Source organism: Pseudomonas sp. PDM21, from assembly GCF_014852505.2.
Lineage (GTDB): Bacteria > Pseudomonadota > Gammaproteobacteria > Pseudomonadales > Pseudomonadaceae > Pseudomonas.
The window spans coordinates 6,434,032-6,449,372 of record NZ_CM181223.1 but is presented as its reverse complement, the minus strand read 5'-3'; the positions used below and the strand labels follow the sequence as shown (position 1 = coordinate 6,449,372).

Sequence of the window (15,341 nt, the reverse complement as noted above, 5' to 3'; positions counted from 1 at the left end):
ATGAGCAAGAGCACCTTCCCCAGCCTGATGATCGTCGGTTGCGGCGATGTCGGCAGCCGCCTGGGACGCCAACTGGCCGCCCGTGACTGGCGCGTCCACGGCCTGCGCCGCAACGTTGCCGCGCTGCCGCTGGAAGTGCTGCCGGTGGCCGGCGACCTGGGCCAGCTCGAATGCCCGGACACCTGGCCGGTGGGCAAACTGGACTACCTGGTGTTCTGCGCCGCCGCGACCCAGCACGATGAAGCCGGCTATCGCGCTGCCTACGTCGAAGGCCTGCGCAACACCCTCGGCTGGCTGCAGCAGCGCGGGCAGTTGCCCAAGCGCCTGCTGTTCGTCTCCAGCAGCGGCGTGTACGCCCAGCGCGATGGCGAGTGGATCGACGAGACCTCGCCCGCCGAAGCCCAGAGCTATTCCGGCAGCGTGATGCTCGAAGCCGAGCAGCTGGCGCTGCAGAGCGGCATTCCCGCCAGTGTCGTGCGTCTCACCGGCATCTACGGCCCTGGTCGTGAGTGGCTGCTCAAACAGGTGCGCGAGGGCTACCGCGTCGCCAGCGAGCCGCCGCTGTACGCCAACCGCATCCATGCCGAGGACGCCGCCGGCCTGCTCGCCGCGCTGTTGGAGGCCGACCGCAGCGGCGTGGCGCTGGACGACTGCTACATCGGTGTCGACGACGAACCGGCGGCGCTGCACGACGTGGTCGGCTGGCTGCGCGAGCATCTGGGCGTCACCCACTGGGCCGACGAGCAGACCGTACGCCGCGCCGGCAGCAAGCGCTGCAGCAACGCCCGCGCTCGCGCGCTGGGCTGGGAGCCGCGTTACCCGAGCTTCCGCGAAGGCTACGCGGCCATCCTCGCGGGTAAGCGGGACTGATGGACGCCAACCGGCTGCTGGTGCGCCCCTGGTTACCGGGGGTGGAGTTGTTCCATGCGGACTTCTCCGGCCAGCCGTTCGGGCGCCACAGCCATGATGCCTTTGCCATCGGCGCCATCCTGCACGGCGCGGGTGGCTACCAGTGCCGCGGCGCGCACCACGTGCTGCCGGCCGGCACCCTGTCGCTGATGAACCCGGAGGAGCCGCACACTGGCAATGCCGAGTCCGAGCGGCTGGTCTATCGCATGCTCTATATCGAAGAGTCGCGCCTGCTCCCGCTGCTGGGCCGCAAGCAGTTGCCGCGCGGCTTCCAGGCGCTCAATCCGCACGATGACGGGCAGGTGGCGGAGGCGCTGCGGCGCGTCGCCACGGAGTTCGAACGCAACGACGCGCTGGCGCTGGAGAGCGAACTGCTGGCGCTGCTGGAGCTGGTGTTCGTCCGCCACGGCGGCATGCGCCCGAATGCTTCGGCATCCCGCGACGGCAGCGTCACCGCCAGATTGCGCGACTACCTGGAAGCGCATTACCGCGAGGCGGTCAGCCTAGAAGCACTGGCCGAGCTGCTGCAGCGCCATCCGCGCCACTTGATCGAAGCCTTCCGCAACGCCTACGGCGTGCCGCCGCACACCTACCTGCTGCAGCGGCGCATCCGCGAGGCCAAGCGCTTGCTGGTGGCCGGCGAGAAGCCGCTGGAGGTCGCGCTGAACCTGGGGTTCTACGACCAGGCGCACTTCTCCGGGACCTTCCGCCGCTTCACCGGCGTTACGCCCGGTCGCTTCCTGCGCGCCACGCGCACCTGACTTTCTTCCAAGACCGGCGAACCCCGGCGCTTCCAGACTGCGCGACGCCGCTATCCGGGAGATCGCCATGTTCGCCGCCTTCGCGCTGGTCGCCAGCACCCACTTCGCCGCCCTGCTGTCGCCGGGACCGGACTTCTTTCTGCTGATCCGCGCCGCGCTGCTGCGTGGTCGACGCCACGCCGACGGCTGTGCGGCGGGCATCGCCCTGGCCAACCTGGCGAGCATGCTGCTGGTGCTGTTCGTCCTCGGCCTGTTGCCGGAAGTGGCCAGCCATGGATTGCGGGTGGTGCAGTTGCTGGGTGGCGTCTACTTCGTCTGGCTCGGCGCGCAGGCGCTGCTGGCGCGTCGGGAGCTGGAGATTCCTGCGGAGCTGGGTGAACAGCGCAGCGGGGGATTTCTGCGCGGGATGCGCGAGGGCCTGTTTGCCAGCAGCCTGAACCCCAAGCTGCCGATCTTCTACACCGGGCTGTTCGGCGTGCTCGGGCAGTTCCACCTGCCGGGCTGGGCACTGGGAGTCTGCGTGCTGTGGATGGGCGCGGTGGTGCTGCTGTGGGACATGGCGCTGGTGCGCCTGCTGGATCGCCCGCGCTGGCGCGGCTGGCTGAAGCGCCGGGTCACGGCGCTGGACCGCCTTTGGGGCGGCCTGTTGCTGGCGCTGGGTGGCTGGCTGCTGTGGAGCGGGCTGCGCTGAAGGTTATCGTTCGCGCCCGCCCGCTCGCGCGGATCAGTCGCGCTCCAGGGTCCAGACCTTGTTGCCGGGCGCGTACTGCGGCATCTCGTCGGACTGGGCGCGGTTCACCGCTTCGAACAGCTCCAGCTTGTCGCCGTCGCGCTCGAAGAGGAATTCGCGGCCCTGCTGGCCCTGTTGCAGCCAGATGCTGTCGTTGTCGCCGCTCATGGCCGCGCAGTCGCCGGCCAGGCACAGCGCGTAGCGATCGAAGCCGGGCATGCCTTCGAGGCTGCCGTTGGCGGCGAACTTGACCTTGCTGCCCTTGCCTTCGCCTTCCTCGATGATCCAGGTGCCGTTCAGGTAGGCGGCGTAGAGGGCGTTCTCGAAGGTGCTGCCGGCCGGGCTCTGTGCGGCGGGCTGCTCCTTGGGGCGCAGGAAGCGCTGCTCGGGCCAGTTGTCGCTGCCCACCTGCACCAGCTCCTTGCCGTCAAGCTCCAGGGATTCCTGGTTGCTGCCGTAGAAGTCGACGCGGTAGTGCTTGGGATCTTCGGCGGTCAGCTGGCCTTCGCCGAGCTCGAAGCCGTTGCTGAAGGTGGCCTGGCTGGCCTTGGTGTCCAGCTTCCATTCCAGGTTCGGGCCGTAGGCCAGCAGCGCCTCGCGCAGCTTGCCACCCTTGCCGGCGGCATCGATGGCGGCCTGGTTGACCCAGACGCCGGAAGGGTCGGACGGGGTGCCGGCGCAGCCGGTGAGCAGGCCGATCAGGGCGCTCAGGATCAGGGCGCGACGCATGTTTGCTCCTTGCAGACAAAGGAACGGGGCCGCTGGGGCCCCGTAGGTGTTTCGCAGTGCTTATTCCAGGACGACGATGGCGTCCATCTCGACCTGGGCGCCCTTGGGCAGGGCGGCAACGCCGATGGCGGCGCGGGCCGGGTAGGGCTGGACGAAGTACTTGCCCATGATCTCGTTGACCTTGGCGAAGTGCGACAGGTCAGTGAGGAAGATGTTCAGCTTGGCGACGTCGTGCAGGTAGCCACCGGAAGCCTCGATGACGGCTTTCAGGTTCTCGAAGACCTGGACGGTCTGCTCTTCGAAGCCCTCGACCAGTTCCATGGTTTTCGGGTCCAGCGGGATCTGGCCGGAGACATAGACGGTGTTGCCAGCCTTGATCGCCTGGGAGTAGGTGCCGATGGCGGCCGGGGCTTTGTCGGTGTGGATAACGGTCTTGGTCATGTCGACTCCTAACGGGGTGGGATCAGTTGCGCATGCGGGTGATGCGGATCACGCCCTTGAGCGCGCGCAGCTTCTTGATGACGCGGGCCAGGTGCACGCGGTCATGCACGCTGACGACGAGCTGGACCACGCTGATGCGACCGTCGCGCTCGTCCATGCTGATCTTCTCGATGTTGCCGTCGGCGGCGTTGACGCTGGTCGCCAGCAGGGCGATCAGGCCGCGCTGGTGTTCCAGCTCGACGCGCAGTTCGACGTTGAATTCGCCGGTGACATCCTTGGCCCAGCTGAGCTGGATGCACTTTTCCGGATTGTGGCGGATTTCGCTGATGTTCCGGCAGTTCTCCAGGTGCACGACCATGCCCTTGCCGGCCGACAGGTGGCCGACGATCGGGTCGCCGGGAATCGGCGTGCAGCACTTGGCGTAGCTGAGCACCAGGCCTTCGGTGCCACGGATCGCCAGCGGCCCTTCGGCGCTGGGGGCCTGCTCACCCTCGCTGGACAGCAGGCGGCGCGCGACCACGTAGGCCATGCGGTTGCCCAGGCCGATCTCTTCGAGCAGGTCCTCGAAGACTTCCATGCGGTATTCGTTGAGCACGCCCTGGATGCGTTCCTGCGGGATCTTTTCCAGGTGGCTGTCGAAGCCGGCCAGCGTCTTGTTCAGCAGGCGCTCGCCGAGGTTGATCGACTCGGAGCGGCGCTGCAGCTTGAGCGCGTGGCGGATGTGCGTACGCGCCTTGCCGGTGACCACGAAGTTGAGCCAGGCCGGGTTCGGCCGGGTACCCGGTGCGGTGACGATTTCCACCGTCGCGCCGCTCTGCAGCGGTTCGGAAAGCGGCGCCAGGCGGCGATTGATACGGCAGGCGATGCAGCTGTTGCCGACGTCGGTGTGCACCGCGTAGGCGAAGTCGACGGCCGTGGAGCCCTTGGGCAGCTCCATGATGCGGCCCTTGGGCGTGAAGACGTAGACCTCGTCCGGGAACAGGTCGATCTTCACGTTCTCGATGAATTCCAGCGAGTTGCCGGCGCGCTGCTGCAGCTCGAGGATGCCCTTCACCCACTGACGGGCGCGGGCATGGGTGCCTTTCTGCGCTTCCTCTTCGCTGGACTTGTACAGCCAGTGCGCGGCGATGCCGTGGTTGGCCATCTCTTCCATCTCGCGGGTGCGGATCTGGATCTCGATGGGCACGCCGTGCATGCCGAACAGCGTGGTGTGCAACGACTGGTAGCCGTTGGCCTTGGGAATCGCGATGTAGTCCTTGAAGCGACCGGGGAACGGCTTGTACAGGTTGTGCACGGCGCCGAGCACGCGGTAGCAGGTGTCGACCTTGTCGACCACGATGCGGAAGGCGTAGACGTCCATGATCTCGTTGAACGCCTTGCGCTTGCCGCGCATCTTCTTGTAGATGCTGAACAGGTGCTTCTCGCGGCCCAGGACCTGGCCTTCCATGCTTTCGCGGGCGAGGCAGTTGACCAGCGATTCCTGGATCTTGCCGACGATCTCGCGGCGGTTGCCACGGGCCTTCTTCACCGCCTGGCGGATGCGCTCGGAGCGCATCGGGTGCATGGCCTTGAAGCCCAGGTCCTCGAATTCCACGCGCATGCTGTGCATGCCCAGCCGGTTGGCGATGGGGGCGTAGATTTCCAGGGTTTCCTTGGCGATGCGCCGGCGCTTCTCGCCGGACAGCACTTCCAGGGTGCGCATGTTGTGCAGGCGGTCGGCCAGCTTCACCAGGATCACGCGGATGTCGCGCGCCATGGCCATGGCCATCTTCTGGAAGTTCTCGGCCTGCGCCTCGGCCTTGGACTCGAAGTTCATCTGGGTCAGCTTGCTGACCCCGTCCACGAGTTCCGAGACGGTTTCGCCGAACTGCGCGGTGAGCGCTTCCTTGGCGATGCCGGTGTCCTCGATCACGTCGTGCAGCATGGCGGCCATCAGGCTCTGATGGTCCATGTGCATGTCGGCGAGGATATTGGCGACGGCGAGCGGATGGGTGACGTAAGCCTCGCCGCTGCGGCGGCGCTGCCCGTCGTGGGCCTGCTCGGCGTAGTAGTAGGCGCGGCGGACCAGATTGACCTGGTCCGGGCCCAGATAGCTCGACAGACGATCGGCGAAGGCATCTATGCTCGGCATGGGTTCACCCCCTGCCGAGCGGTACGTCGCAGTGCACCGATTCGTCGGCCGGACATCGACTTACAGAGCCTCGTTGTTGGCCTCGTCTTCGAAGGCAGCGAACAGCGGTTCTTCTTCAACCACGTCCTCCAGCAGAACGATTTCGTTGTCGATCAGGCCGGAAGCGATTTCGCGCAGGGCGACGACGGTGGGCTTGTCGTTTTCCCACGGTACCTTCGGCTCTTTGCCGCCGGTGGCCAGCTGACGCGAACGCTTGGTGGCGAGCATGACCAGCTCGAAACGGTTATCGACGTTGTCCAGGCAGTCTTCAACGGTGACGCGGGCCATGGTGTTCCTCGTTACTAAAATGTAGGCCCGGAAAATGCCGGGCGGACTGGATAGTCTAAAAAATCGCCAATCTTTATGGAAGTGCCTTCTCTCGGCGACTTCAGGCCAACAGGCGTTGCAGCAGCTCGGTATGACGCTGCTGCTGGGCATCCTGACGGAGTTGGCGGGCGCGGAAGATCGCCTTGAGGTCTTCCAGCGCGTGGGCGAAATCGTCGTTGATCACCAGGTGATCGTATTCCACATAGTGGCTCATTTCGCTGACGGCTTCCTGCATGCGCCGCTCGATCACCTCGTCGCTGTCCTGGCCACGGTTGGTCAGGCGCTGGCGCAGGGCTTCCTGGGTCGGCGGCAGGATGAAGATCGATTGCGCCTGGGGCATCAGCCGGCGTACCTGCTGCGCGCCCTGCCAGTCGATCTCCAGGATCAGGTCGTTGCCTTCGGCGAGGGTCTTCTCGACCCAGCGCTGGGAAGTGCCGTAGAGGTTGTCGAAGACCTGTGCGTGCTCGAGGAATTCGTTGCGCTCGAGCATGGCGCGGAAGGTGTCGTGGCCGACGAAGTGGTAGTTCACCCCGTCCACTTCGCCCGGGCGCATGCCGCGGGTGGTGTGGGAGACGGAGACGCGCACGCTGGGCATGGCGTCGAGCAGGGCCTTGACCAGGCTGGTCTTGCCGGCGCCCGACGGCGCGGAAACGATGTAGAGGGTGCCGGACATGGCGCTTTCCTGGAGTTGCGGTTGACTGTGGTTGAAGCCGGATGTGTCCGGCTTACTCGATATTCTGGACCTGTTCGCGCATCTGCTCGATCAGGACCTTGAGGTTGACTGCGGCCTGGGTGGAGCGCGGGTCGAAAGCCTTCGAACCCAGCGTGTTGGCCTCGCGGTTGAGTTCCTGCATCAGGAAGTCCAGGCGCCGGCCGGCGGCGCCGCCCGCCTTGAGCACGCGGCGTACTTCGGTGACGTGGGTGGTCAGGCGATCCAGTTCCTCGGCGACGTCGCTCTTCTGCGCCAGCAGGACCATTTCCTGTTCCAGGCGCTGCGGGTCGAGCTCGGCTTTCATCTCGGTGAAGCGGTCGAGTACTTTCTGGCGCTGGTTGGCGAGCATTTCCGGCACCAGCTGGCGCAGGTTGGCCACGTCTTCCTGCATGGCTGTCAGGCGCTCGTCGATGATCTTCGAAAGCTCTGCACCTTCGCGGGCCCGGCCGGCCTTGAGTTCATCCAGGGCCTGGTTGAAGGCGGCCAGCGCGCTGGCGTTGAGCGCCTGTGGATCGGCGGCATCGCCTACCAGCACACCGGGCCAGGCCAGCACGGCCAGCGGATCGAGCGGGGCGGGGTTCTTGATCAGGTCGGCGACGGTCTCGGCGGCGGCGACCAGTTGCCCGGCGCGCTCGCGGTCGACCTGCAGCGCCTTGCCGGCGTTTTCCTCGTTGAAGCGCAGGGTGCATTCCACCTTGCCGCGCGACAGGCCCTGGCGCAGCGCCTCGCGCACCGCACCTTCGAGGTCGCGGAAGGCTTCGGGCAGGCGCAGGTTGGGCTCGAGGTAGCGGTGGTTGACCGAGCGCAGCTCCCAGCTCAGGGTTCCATGGGTGCTGGCGCGCTCGACGCGGGCGAAGGCGGTCATGCTGTGGACCATGGAGTCACCTCTCTGAATGGACTGGGAAAACGGCCGACAGGTCGTCGGAAACCGGTAATTGTACCCCAGCGTAGCGTGCCGCAGTACGCCGGCGGTGGTTGCGCCCGTCCGCTGGCCTCTATAATGGCGGACATTCCCCCGCCAGTAATCTGTACAGGATGCCTCCATGAACCGTCCCAGTGGCCGCGCCGCCGACCAACTGCGCCCGATCCGTATCACCCGCCATTACACCAAGCACGCCGAGGGCTCCGTGCTGGTCGAGTTCGGCGACACCAAGGTGATCTGCACCGTCAGCGCCGAATCCGGTGTGCCGCGCTTCCTCAAGGGCCAGGGCCAGGGCTGGCTGACCGCCGAATACGGCATGCTGCCGCGTTCCACCGGCGAGCGTAACCAGCGCGAAGCCGCGCGCGGCAAGCAGGGTGGCCGCACCCTGGAAATCCAGCGTCTGATCGGCCGCTCCCTGCGTGCCGCGCTGGACCTGTCCAAGCTGGGCGAGAACACTCTGTACATCGACTGCGATGTGATCCAGGCCGACGGTGGCACCCGCACCGCTTCCATCACCGGCGCTACCGTGGCGCTGATCGACGCCCTGGCCGTGCTGAAGAAGCGCGGCGCGCTCAAGGGCAACCCGCTCAAGCAGATGGTCGCCGCGGTGTCCGTGGGCATGTACCAGGGCGAGCCGGTACTGGACCTGGACTACCTGGAAGACTCCGCCGCCGAGACCGACCTGAACGTGGTCATGACCGATGCCGGCGGCTTCATCGAAGTCCAGGGCACCGCCGAGGGCGCCCCCTTCCAGCCGGCCGAGCTCAATGCCATGCTGGAACTGGCGCAGCAGGGCCTGCGCGAGCTGTTCGAACTGCAGCGCGCCGCGCTGGCAGACTGACCCGGCGGGCGGCACGCCCGCCCGATCTTCAAGTGCAAGGAGCGAAAGAATGAGCGACGAAGTACCGGTACAGCAGGTTCAGCCGAGCCAGGAAGCCCGCCAGTGGGCGATGTTCTGCCACTTCGCCGCCTTCCTCGGCTTCATCTTCCCCTTCGGCAACCTGCTCGGGCCGCTGATCGTCTGGCAGATCAAGCGTGAATCGGACCCGTTCGTGGACCGTCAGGGCAAGGAAGCGCTGAACTTCCAGATCACCGTGAGCCTCGCGGTGGTGGTCAGCTGCCTGCTGATGCTGGTGGTGATCGGCTTCTTGCTGCTGGGGCTGGTGAGCATCGGCGCGCTGGTGCTGACCATCATTGCCGGAATCAAGGCCAACGAAGGGCTGGATTACCGCTATCCCTTCACCTGGCGGCCGATCAAGTAAGCGCGCTCCAGACACGAAAAAGCCGGCTCGAAGCCGGCTTTTTTCTGTCCGCCTTGCGGCGGCGCGACAGGACTCAGATGCTCAGGGTCCAGTCGTAATCGACGATCAGTGGCGCATGCTGGGAGAAGCGCGGCTGGCGCGGCAGCTTGGCGCTGCGCACGAAGCGGCGCAGACCCGGCGTGAGGATCTGATAGTCGAAGCGCCAGCCCAGGTTGAGCAGGTCGGCCTGTTCGCTGTCCGGCCACCAGCTGTACTGGTCGCCTTCGCGGTTGACCTCGCGCAGGGCGTCGACATAGCCCATGGTGCCGAAGATCTCATCCATCCAGCCACGCTCCGGCGCCATGAAGCCCGGCGATTGCTGGCATTCGCGCCAGTTCTTCACGTCCAGCTTCTGGTGCGCGACGTACAGCGAGCCGCAATAGATGTATTCGCGGCGCTTGCGGCGCTGCTTGTTCATGTACTGGGCGAAATCGTCCATGAACTTGAACTTGTGGTTCAGGTTCTCGTCCCCTTCCTGCCCGGTAGGCAGCAGGAGAGTGGCGATACTCACCTTATCGAAATCGGCTTGCAGGTAGCGCCCGTAACGATCGGCCATCTCGAAACCCAGACCGCTTATGACAGCCTTGGGTTGCAGACGACTATAGATTGCGACGCCGCCCTGACTGGGCACTTCGGCATCGCAGGCGTACAGGAAGTAGCCATCCAGTTGGTAGGATGGGTCATCCAGATCGAAAGCGGAGGCGCGGGTATCCTGCAAGCAGATCACGTCGGCATTCTGGGCTTGCAGCCAACTGAGCAAACCACGCTCGGCTGCAGCCTGAATACCATTCACGTTCACACTGATGATCCGCATAAATGGCCCCCAAAATCACGTGTGTGTATGATACCCGAGCTCAAACGGTTTAGCTAAATTCATACCGGCCGGTTCTCTCCCATGCAGCCATATCAACGCGATTTCATCCGCTTCGCCATCGAGCGCGGCGTTCTTCGTTTCGGCGAATTCACCCTCAAGTCCGGACGTACCAGTCCGTACTTCTTCAATGCCGGTCTGTTCAATACCGGCGTTGCGCTGTCCCAGCTGGGTCGTTTCTACGCCAGCGCGGTGGTCGACAGCGGCATACCTTTCGACGTGTTGTTCGGTCCGGCCTATAAAGGAATTCCGCTGGCGGCCGCTACAGCCATTGCGCTGGCCGAACAGCACGGCCGCGACCTGCCCTGGTGCTTCAACCGCAAGGAAGCCAAGGACCACGGCGAAGGTGGCACGCTGGTCGGCGCACCGCTGGCCGGTCGCGCGCTGATCATCGACGATGTGATCACCGCTGGCACCGCGATCCGCGAAGTCATGCAGATCATCGACGCCCAGGGGGCCCAGGCCGCCGGCGTGTTGATCGCGCTGAACCGCCAGGAGCGCGGCAAGGGCGAACTGTCGGCGATCCAGGAAGTTGAACGGGACTTCTCGATCCCGGTCGTAAGCATTGTCTCGCTGGAGCAGGTGCTGGAATATCTGGCTGGTGACGGGCAGCTCAAGCAGCATCTCGCGGCTGTCGAGGCCTATCGAGCGCAGTACGGTATCTAACCGGAACAAGGGTGTCGGGCATGGCCAAGCAGGGTGCTTACCGCTACAGGGTGTTGATGGGGCTTCTGGGGGCCATGCTTGCAGGCCAGGTGCTAGCTGCCGGCAAACCGGCAGCCAGTGCCGGCGGCGCAGTGGAGTTGTACCGTTATGTCGATGACCGGGGCATCACCGTCATCGACCGCCTTGGCGTACCGCCGCAGTACATCGGCAAGGGCTACCAGGTGCTCAACGACCAGGGCCGGGTGATCCGTGAGGTGCCGCCAGCGCCGACTGCCGCCGAGATCGAGCAGCGCAAGGCAGATGCCGCCCAAGCCAGTTCCGACCAGCAATTGATGCGCATGTACACCAGCGTGGATGACGTCGACCGCGCACGCGACCGCAAGCTGGCTGAGCTCGATGGGCTGGCCAGCGTGGCCAAGGGCAACCTGCAGTCGCTGAAAACGCAGCAGGCCAACCTGCAAGCCCGCGCCGCCGAGCAGGAACGCGCCGGGCGCCAGGTGCCAGAGGACCTGGTCGCGCAGCTGAGCAACCTGCGCAGCGATGAGCAACGCCTGAAGCAGGACATCGCCCGCTATCAGCAACTGCGCACCCAGGCGCAGAGCAGCTTCGCCTCCGACCGGGCGCGTTTCGCCCAGATATCCGGCGGCAACTGAGGCCGACGCTCTCGCCGCGCGTACTGCGGCCCTTACTGCTGAGGCGAGACGCGCTCGAATTCGTTGATTTTACCGCGCAGCCAGTCCGGCAGGGGTTGGCTCGTCCGGTCTTCGCCGGCATAGGCGTAGATCAGCTCGCCCAACGTCAGCAGAGTTTCCTCACACCAGATCGATACCTGGAAGGTCAGGCTGCTGCGGCCCAGCCGGCTGACGCGCACGCCCATTTCCAGCCAGTTGTCGAAGCGTGCGGGTGCCAGGTATTCCAGGGTGGTCTTCACCGCGAACAGATCGCCACCGCCGCGCAGCAGGTCGGCCGGGTAGCTCACGCCCAGATGGCGGTAATACTCGGTGGTGGCGACGTCGGCATAGGTCAGGTAGTTGCCGTTGAAGACGATGCCTTGCGGATCGACCTCCGACCAGCGCACGCGCAGGCCGTGGAAGAAGCTGAAGTCGTTGCGGGAAACGGGAGATGCGGCCATGCGGAAGCTCCTGGAAACCTGATCGAGGCGGCGCGTCCATGAAGCTGTCGCCGTTTCGAGCAGGCAGAAAAACACCCGCGAGGATCGCTCCTGGCGGGTGTCGTCGTTTCGATCAGCGCGACTTGCGGTTGGTGATCAGCGTACCGACACCGCTGTCGGTGAAGATCTCCAGCAGCACTGCGTTGGGTACGCGGCCATCGATGATGTGTGCGCTGGTTACGCCGCCCTGGACCGCCTCGAGGGCGCAGCGGATCTTCGGCAGCATGCCGCCGTAGATGGTGCCGTCGGCGATCAGCTCATTGACCTGTTCCGTGGTCAGGCCGGTGAGGACCTGGCCCTGCTTGTCCATCAGGCCGGCGATGTTGGTGAGCAGCATCAGCTTCTCGGCCTTCAGCGCCTCGGCCACCTTGCCGGCCACGAGGTCGGCGTTGATGTTGTAGGACTCGCCGTTGGCGCCCACGCCGATCGGCGCGATGACCGGGATGAAGTCACCCTGGACCAGCATGTTCAGCAGATCGACATTGACCCCGGTGACTTCGCCCACGTGGCCGATGTCGATGATTTCCGGCTTGGTCATCTCTGGCGTCTGACGGGTGACGGTGAGCTTCTTCGCACGGATCAGCTCGGCGTCTTTCCCGGTCAGGCCGATGGCGCTGCCGCCATGACGGTTGATCAGGTTGACGATGTCCTTGTTCACCTGGCCGCCGAGGACCATCTCCACCACATCCATGGTCTGCGCGTCGGTGACGCGCATGCCATCGATGAAGTGACTCTCGATCGACAGGCGGCTGAGCAGGTCGCCGATCTGCGGACCACCACCATGGACCACCACCGGGTTGATGCCGACGGCTTTCATCAGCACCACGTCGCGGGCGAAGCTGTTCTTCAGCTCGTCCGTTTCCATGGCGTTGCCGCCGTACTTGATCACCAGCGTCTTGCCGACGAAACGGCGGATGTAGGGCAGGGCTTCGGCAAGGACGCGGGCAACCTGGGCGGCGTCATCGCGGCTCTGGGTCATGGTGGGCTCCGGCATAGAGGTCAAAAGGGCAGGCTGAGGGCGGGGTCGACCGCTTTCAGCTGGGTGCGGAACACTTCCTTGATGCGTTCCAGTTCTTCCTGGGAATCCGCCTCGAAGCGCAGGACCAGCACCGGCGTGGTGTTGGACGCGCGAACCAGGCCCCAGCCTTTGGGGTAATCCACACGCACGCCGTCGAGGGTGGTGAGGTTGGCTTCACCCCACTGGCCTCGGGCCTGCAGCGCCTCGATCAGGGCGAACTTGCCCTCGTCGGTGACGGTGATGTTGATTTCCGGGGTGGAGATGTCCATCGGGAACGCGGAGAACACGCGCTCGGCATCGCGCTTGTCCAGGCTGATGATTTCCAGCAGGCGGGCGGCGCTGTAGATGCCATCGTCGAAGCCGTACCAGCGCTCCTTGAAGAAGATGTGGCCGCTCATCTCGCCGGCGAGCAGGGCGCCGGTTTCCTTCATCTTCTTCTTGATCAGCGAGTGGCCGGTCTTCCACATCACCGGGCGGCCGCCGTAGCCGCTGATCAGCGAGATCAGGCGACGGGTGCATTTGACGTCGAAGATGATGTCGGCGCCCGGGTTGCGCGATACCACGTCCTTGGCGAACAGCATCAGCAGGCGGTCGGGGTAGATGATGGTGCCTTCGTTGGTCACCACGCCCACGCGGTCGCCGTCGCCGTCGAAGGCCAGGCCCAGGTCGGCGCCGGTCTCTTTCACCTTGGCGATCAGGTCTTCCAGGTTTTCGGGCTTGCCCGGGTCCGGGTGGTGGTTGGGGAAGGTGCCGTCGACGTCGCAGTACAGCGGGATCACGGTGCAGCCCAGGGCTTCGATCAGTTGCGGGGCGATCACGCCGGCCACGCCGTTGCCACAGTCCACCACCACTTTCAGCGGCTTGGCCAGGGCGATGTCGTCGCGGATCTGCTGGAAGTAGCGCGGCAGGATGTCGACCTGCTGCACGTTGCCCACGCCGGAAGCGAGGTCGTCGTTCTGGATGCGCTCGCGCAGGGCCTGGATCTGCTCATTGGCCAGGGTCTCGCCGGCGACGACGATCTTGAAGCCGTTGTAGTCCGGCGGGTTGTGGCTGCCGGTGAGCATCACGCCCGACTTGCCTTCCAGGACGTTGGCTGCGTAGTACAGGACCGGGGTCGGCACCATGCCGATGTCGGTCACCTGGCAACCGCAGTCGACCAAGCCCTGGATCAGTTGCTGCACCAGCTCGGGGCCGGACAGGCGGCCGTCACGGCCCACGGAGACACACGGCTCGCCGCGCGCCAGGCTTTCGGAGCCGATTGCACGGCCGACCCAGTAGGCGGTCTCGGTGGTCAGGGTGTCGCCGACCACGCCACGGATGTCGTAGGCGCGGAAGATGCTGGCGGGCAGCTGCGGGGCTTTAGGCGTGCTCATAGCGTGTGTTTGCTCCAATCCCAGGAGATCCTGGTCTTCATCAAGAATGTCGATGTCCAGAATGTCGGTGTTCTGGAATAGCGGATCGACCAATGGCGTTTCGGTGGCAGCGGCCGGGGCGCTGGCAGCGGCGACAGCCGGGACTGGCTGGGCGGCGGCTGCAGGCGCGACGGGAGCGCTGGCACCCGGTGTTTCGGTCTTGCGACGCGGCTGACGAGCCAGCGCCTGAGCCAGCGCCTGCAGGCTCGGCAGGCTCAGCTCAGGAGCTTTGGCAGTGCGTTGGCCGGCGAGTTCCTGAATGAACTGCCCCAGGGCCTGGGCATCCTTGCTGACCCGGCGCTGCATCGCACTTTGCGCAAGATAGAGGCCGAGCAGGCCGCCCGCCAGCGCGAGGAGTGCGGCGATGCCCAGCAGGGCCGGCGAGTACAGCGGGTTGGTGAGGGTTGGGCCAGGGGTGAAGCTCAGTTTCCAGTTCGGGTTGCCGCTGGCGATGCTGAGCGGTGCACCCTCACTGGCCTGGCCGCGCTGCAGCAGCACCTGTGCCGGCGAGTTGCCGAACTGCTGGGAAAGCTGCAGCTGACCGATATCGGCGGACATCGGCGGCAGGCTGCCGAGCAGACGTTGCAGGTCGACGACCAGCAGCAGCGAGCCCTGGATCGAGTTGTCCGCACCGCGCAGGGCGGTGGGGCTGTAGACCAGCCAGCGGGTGCCGACCTTGTAGGCTTCCGGGGCCACGGCCTGGCCGCTCTCGACGCGGTGCAGCATGTCCAGCGCGGCATAGTTGAGCGGGCCGGGGCGGGAGGTGTCCTGTACGGCCTGACCGGTAGCATTCAGGTGAACGTCCACCAGCCCGTCCAGATGGCCCTGGCTCAGCGCCTTCTCCAGCGCGGCGATGCGCGTCGGATCATTGCTCTGCAGGGTCGGCAGCAGCTGCGAGTCGCTGGCCATGGCGCGGCTGTCCGCGGCCAGCAGGCTGAGTGACTGGTGCAGAGCGCCGGCCTGGCTTTCCGACCAGGCGCTGCTCAGTTGAGCGATGTGGGTCTTGTCCGCCTGACCGAACAGGCTGAACCACAGCAGCACCCCGGCCGCCGCTACGCCGCCGACGGTAAGGACCAGGGCGGGCAGCAGCGGTTTGAGGTCGACCTTGGCCGCCAGCCCTTTGACGGGCTTCTCCGCCGGTACGAGTTCCGGCAGTTCGGCGCTGTCCTTGGCAGTGCGTTGGAAAAGTTTCATGCAACGT

General features: G+C 65.5%; 17 protein-coding genes. 7 read left to right on the top strand and 10 right to left on the bottom strand.

Annotation, left to right across the window (positions count from 1 at the left end; all coding sequences use genetic code 11):
* The 3 genes from IB275_RS29745 (at position 1) to IB275_RS29735 (ending at position 2,361) form a co-directional block, all read left to right on the top strand.
* Positions 1 to 870, top strand: coding sequence for an NAD-dependent epimerase/dehydratase family protein (locus tag IB275_RS29745; protein ID WP_192293600.1), 870 nt, complete (start codon positions 1 to 3; stop codon positions 868 to 870).
* The gene (locus IB275_RS29740) at positions 870 to 1,670 is read left to right on the top strand and encodes a helix-turn-helix transcriptional regulator (protein ID WP_192293598.1); all 801 of its coding nucleotides are present in this window, start codon (positions 870 to 872) and stop codon (positions 1,668 to 1,670) included. The genes IB275_RS29745 and IB275_RS29740 overlap by 1 nt, the downstream gene beginning before the upstream one ends.
* 67 nt (positions 1,671 to 1,737) lie before the next feature.
* Positions 1,738 to 2,361, top strand: a complete 624-nt coding sequence (locus IB275_RS29735) for a LysE family translocator (RefSeq protein WP_192293596.1) — start codon at positions 1,738 to 1,740, stop codon at positions 2,359 to 2,361.
* 33 nt (positions 2,362 to 2,394) lie between these two features.
* On the opposite strand, the gene IB275_RS29730 is transcribed toward IB275_RS29735, so the two are convergent.
* The 6 genes from IB275_RS29730 to IB275_RS29705 form a co-directional block, all read right to left on the bottom strand.
* The gene (locus IB275_RS29730; protein ID WP_192293594.1) at positions 2,395 to 3,129 is read right to left on the bottom strand and encodes a putative periplasmic lipoprotein; all 735 of its coding nucleotides are present in this window, start codon (positions 3,127 to 3,129) and stop codon (positions 2,395 to 2,397) included.
* Positions 3,130 to 3,189: 60 nt separating this feature from the next.
* The gene (locus IB275_RS29725) at positions 3,190 to 3,570 is read right to left on the bottom strand and encodes a RidA family protein (protein WP_017520704.1); all 381 of its coding nucleotides are present in this window, start codon (positions 3,568 to 3,570) and stop codon (positions 3,190 to 3,192) included.
* A 22-nt stretch (positions 3,571 to 3,592) separates the two neighbouring features.
* The gene (gene spoT, locus IB275_RS29720) at positions 3,593 to 5,701 is read right to left on the bottom strand and encodes a bifunctional GTP diphosphokinase/guanosine-3',5'-bis pyrophosphate 3'-pyrophosphohydrolase (RefSeq protein WP_192293592.1); all 2,109 of its coding nucleotides are present in this window, start codon (positions 5,699 to 5,701) and stop codon (positions 3,593 to 3,595) included.
* Positions 5,702 to 5,761: 60 nt separating this feature from the next.
* Positions 5,762 to 6,028, bottom strand: coding sequence for a DNA-directed RNA polymerase subunit omega (gene rpoZ, locus IB275_RS29715; protein WP_045217709.1), 267 nt, complete (start codon positions 6,026 to 6,028; stop codon positions 5,762 to 5,764).
* 100 nt (positions 6,029 to 6,128) lie between these two features.
* Complete coding sequence (gmk, locus tag IB275_RS29710) at positions 6,129 to 6,740, bottom strand: guanylate kinase (RefSeq protein WP_045217706.1); 612 nt, start codon at positions 6,738 to 6,740, stop codon at positions 6,129 to 6,131.
* A 52-nt stretch (positions 6,741 to 6,792) separates the two neighbouring features.
* Entirely contained in the window at positions 6,793 to 7,656 is an 864-nt protein-coding gene (locus IB275_RS29705) for a YicC/YloC family endoribonuclease (RefSeq protein ID WP_192293590.1), read from the bottom strand.
* A 166-nt stretch (positions 7,657 to 7,822) separates the two neighbouring features.
* Between IB275_RS29705 and rph the strand changes: the two genes are divergently transcribed.
* A complete protein-coding gene (rph, locus tag IB275_RS29700; protein WP_015479557.1) occupies positions 7,823 to 8,542 on the top strand; it encodes a ribonuclease PH in 720 nt (239 codons plus the stop codon).
* A gap of 49 nt (positions 8,543 to 8,591) precedes the next feature.
* Positions 8,592 to 8,963: a DUF4870 domain-containing protein gene (locus IB275_RS29695; RefSeq protein ID WP_192293588.1), complete on the top strand. Its 372-nt coding sequence runs from the start codon at positions 8,592 to 8,594 to the stop codon at positions 8,961 to 8,963.
* 73 nt (positions 8,964 to 9,036) lie between these two features.
* On the opposite strand, the gene crc is transcribed toward IB275_RS29695, so the two are convergent.
* On the bottom strand, positions 9,037 to 9,816 hold the full coding sequence (gene crc, locus IB275_RS29690; protein ID WP_045217700.1) for a catabolite repression control protein Crc: 780 nt from the start codon (positions 9,814 to 9,816) through the stop codon (positions 9,037 to 9,039).
* 81 nt (positions 9,817 to 9,897) lie between these two features.
* Here crc and pyrE point away from each other — a divergent pair, with 81 nt between their 5' ends.
* Both pyrE and IB275_RS29680 read left to right on the top strand, forming a co-directional pair.
* On the top strand, positions 9,898 to 10,539 hold the full coding sequence (gene pyrE / locus IB275_RS29685) for an orotate phosphoribosyltransferase (RefSeq protein ID WP_192293586.1): 642 nt from the start codon (positions 9,898 to 9,900) through the stop codon (positions 10,537 to 10,539).
* A gap of 20 nt (positions 10,540 to 10,559) precedes the next feature.
* The gene (locus IB275_RS29680; RefSeq protein ID WP_412548191.1) at positions 10,560 to 11,192 is read left to right on the top strand and encodes a DUF4124 domain-containing protein; all 633 of its coding nucleotides are present in this window, start codon (positions 10,560 to 10,562) and stop codon (positions 11,190 to 11,192) included.
* 32 nt (positions 11,193 to 11,224) lie between these two features.
* On the opposite strand, the gene IB275_RS29675 is transcribed toward IB275_RS29680, so the two are convergent.
* From IB275_RS29675 to IB275_RS29665, 3 genes are all read right to left on the bottom strand, one after another.
* The gene (locus tag IB275_RS29675) at positions 11,225 to 11,671 is read right to left on the bottom strand and encodes an acyl-CoA thioesterase (protein ID WP_192293584.1); all 447 of its coding nucleotides are present in this window, start codon (positions 11,669 to 11,671) and stop codon (positions 11,225 to 11,227) included.
* A gap of 112 nt (positions 11,672 to 11,783) precedes the next feature.
* Entirely contained in the window at positions 11,784 to 12,689 is a 906-nt protein-coding gene (gene argB / locus IB275_RS29670) for an acetylglutamate kinase (RefSeq protein ID WP_184596569.1), read from the bottom strand.
* A gap of 20 nt (positions 12,690 to 12,709) precedes the next feature.
* Positions 12,710 to 15,334, bottom strand: coding sequence for a phosphomannomutase/phosphoglucomutase (locus IB275_RS29665; protein ID WP_192293582.1), 2,625 nt, complete (start codon positions 15,332 to 15,334; stop codon positions 12,710 to 12,712).
* Between the last annotated feature and the right edge of the window lie 7 nt (positions 15,335 to 15,341).

What these genes read in the sequence shown, in the direction of transcription:
- spoT (WP_192293592.1), bottom strand. Translation starts at nt 5,701, where the DNA reads ATGCCGAGCATAGATGCCTTCGCCGATCGTCTGTCGAGCTATCTGGGC.
- IB275_RS29745 (WP_192293600.1), top strand. Translation starts at nt 1, where the DNA reads ATGAGCAAGAGCACCTTCCCCAGCCTGATGATCGTCGGTTGCGGCGAT.
- rph (WP_015479557.1), top strand. Translation starts at nt 7,823, where the DNA reads ATGAACCGTCCCAGTGGCCGCGCCGCCGACCAACTGCGCCCGATCCGT.
- IB275_RS29735 (WP_192293596.1), top strand. Translation starts at nt 1,738, where the DNA reads ATGTTCGCCGCCTTCGCGCTGGTCGCCAGCACCCACTTCGCCGCCCTG.
- rpoZ (WP_045217709.1), bottom strand. Translation starts at nt 6,028, where the DNA reads ATGGCCCGCGTCACCGTTGAAGACTGCCTGGACAACGTCGATAACCGT.
- IB275_RS29740 (WP_192293598.1), top strand. Translation starts at nt 870, where the DNA reads ATGGACGCCAACCGGCTGCTGGTGCGCCCCTGGTTACCGGGGGTGGAG.
- IB275_RS29665 (WP_192293582.1), bottom strand. Translation starts at nt 15,334, where the DNA reads ATGAAACTTTTCCAACGCACTGCCAAGGACAGCGCCGAACTGCCGGAA.
- IB275_RS29725 (WP_017520704.1), bottom strand. Translation starts at nt 3,570, where the DNA reads ATGACCAAGACCGTTATCCACACCGACAAAGCCCCGGCCGCCATCGGC.
- IB275_RS29730 (WP_192293594.1), bottom strand. Translation starts at nt 3,129, where the DNA reads ATGCGTCGCGCCCTGATCCTGAGCGCCCTGATCGGCCTGCTCACCGGC.
- IB275_RS29705 (WP_192293590.1), bottom strand. Translation starts at nt 7,656, where the DNA reads ATGGTCCACAGCATGACCGCCTTCGCCCGCGTCGAGCGCGCCAGCACC.
- argB (WP_184596569.1), bottom strand. Translation starts at nt 12,689, where the DNA reads ATGACCCAGAGCCGCGATGACGCCGCCCAGGTTGCCCGCGTCCTTGCC.
- IB275_RS29680 (WP_412548191.1), top strand. Translation starts at nt 10,560, where the DNA reads ATGGCCAAGCAGGGTGCTTACCGCTACAGGGTGTTGATGGGGCTTCTG.
- gmk (WP_045217706.1), bottom strand. Translation starts at nt 6,740, where the DNA reads ATGTCCGGCACCCTCTACATCGTTTCCGCGCCGTCGGGCGCCGGCAAG.
- pyrE (WP_192293586.1), top strand. Translation starts at nt 9,898, where the DNA reads ATGCAGCCATATCAACGCGATTTCATCCGCTTCGCCATCGAGCGCGGC.
- IB275_RS29695 (WP_192293588.1), top strand. Translation starts at nt 8,592, where the DNA reads ATGAGCGACGAAGTACCGGTACAGCAGGTTCAGCCGAGCCAGGAAGCC.
- IB275_RS29675 (WP_192293584.1), bottom strand. Translation starts at nt 11,671, where the DNA reads ATGGCCGCATCTCCCGTTTCCCGCAACGACTTCAGCTTCTTCCACGGC.
- crc (WP_045217700.1), bottom strand. Translation starts at nt 9,816, where the DNA reads ATGCGGATCATCAGTGTGAACGTGAATGGTATTCAGGCTGCAGCCGAG.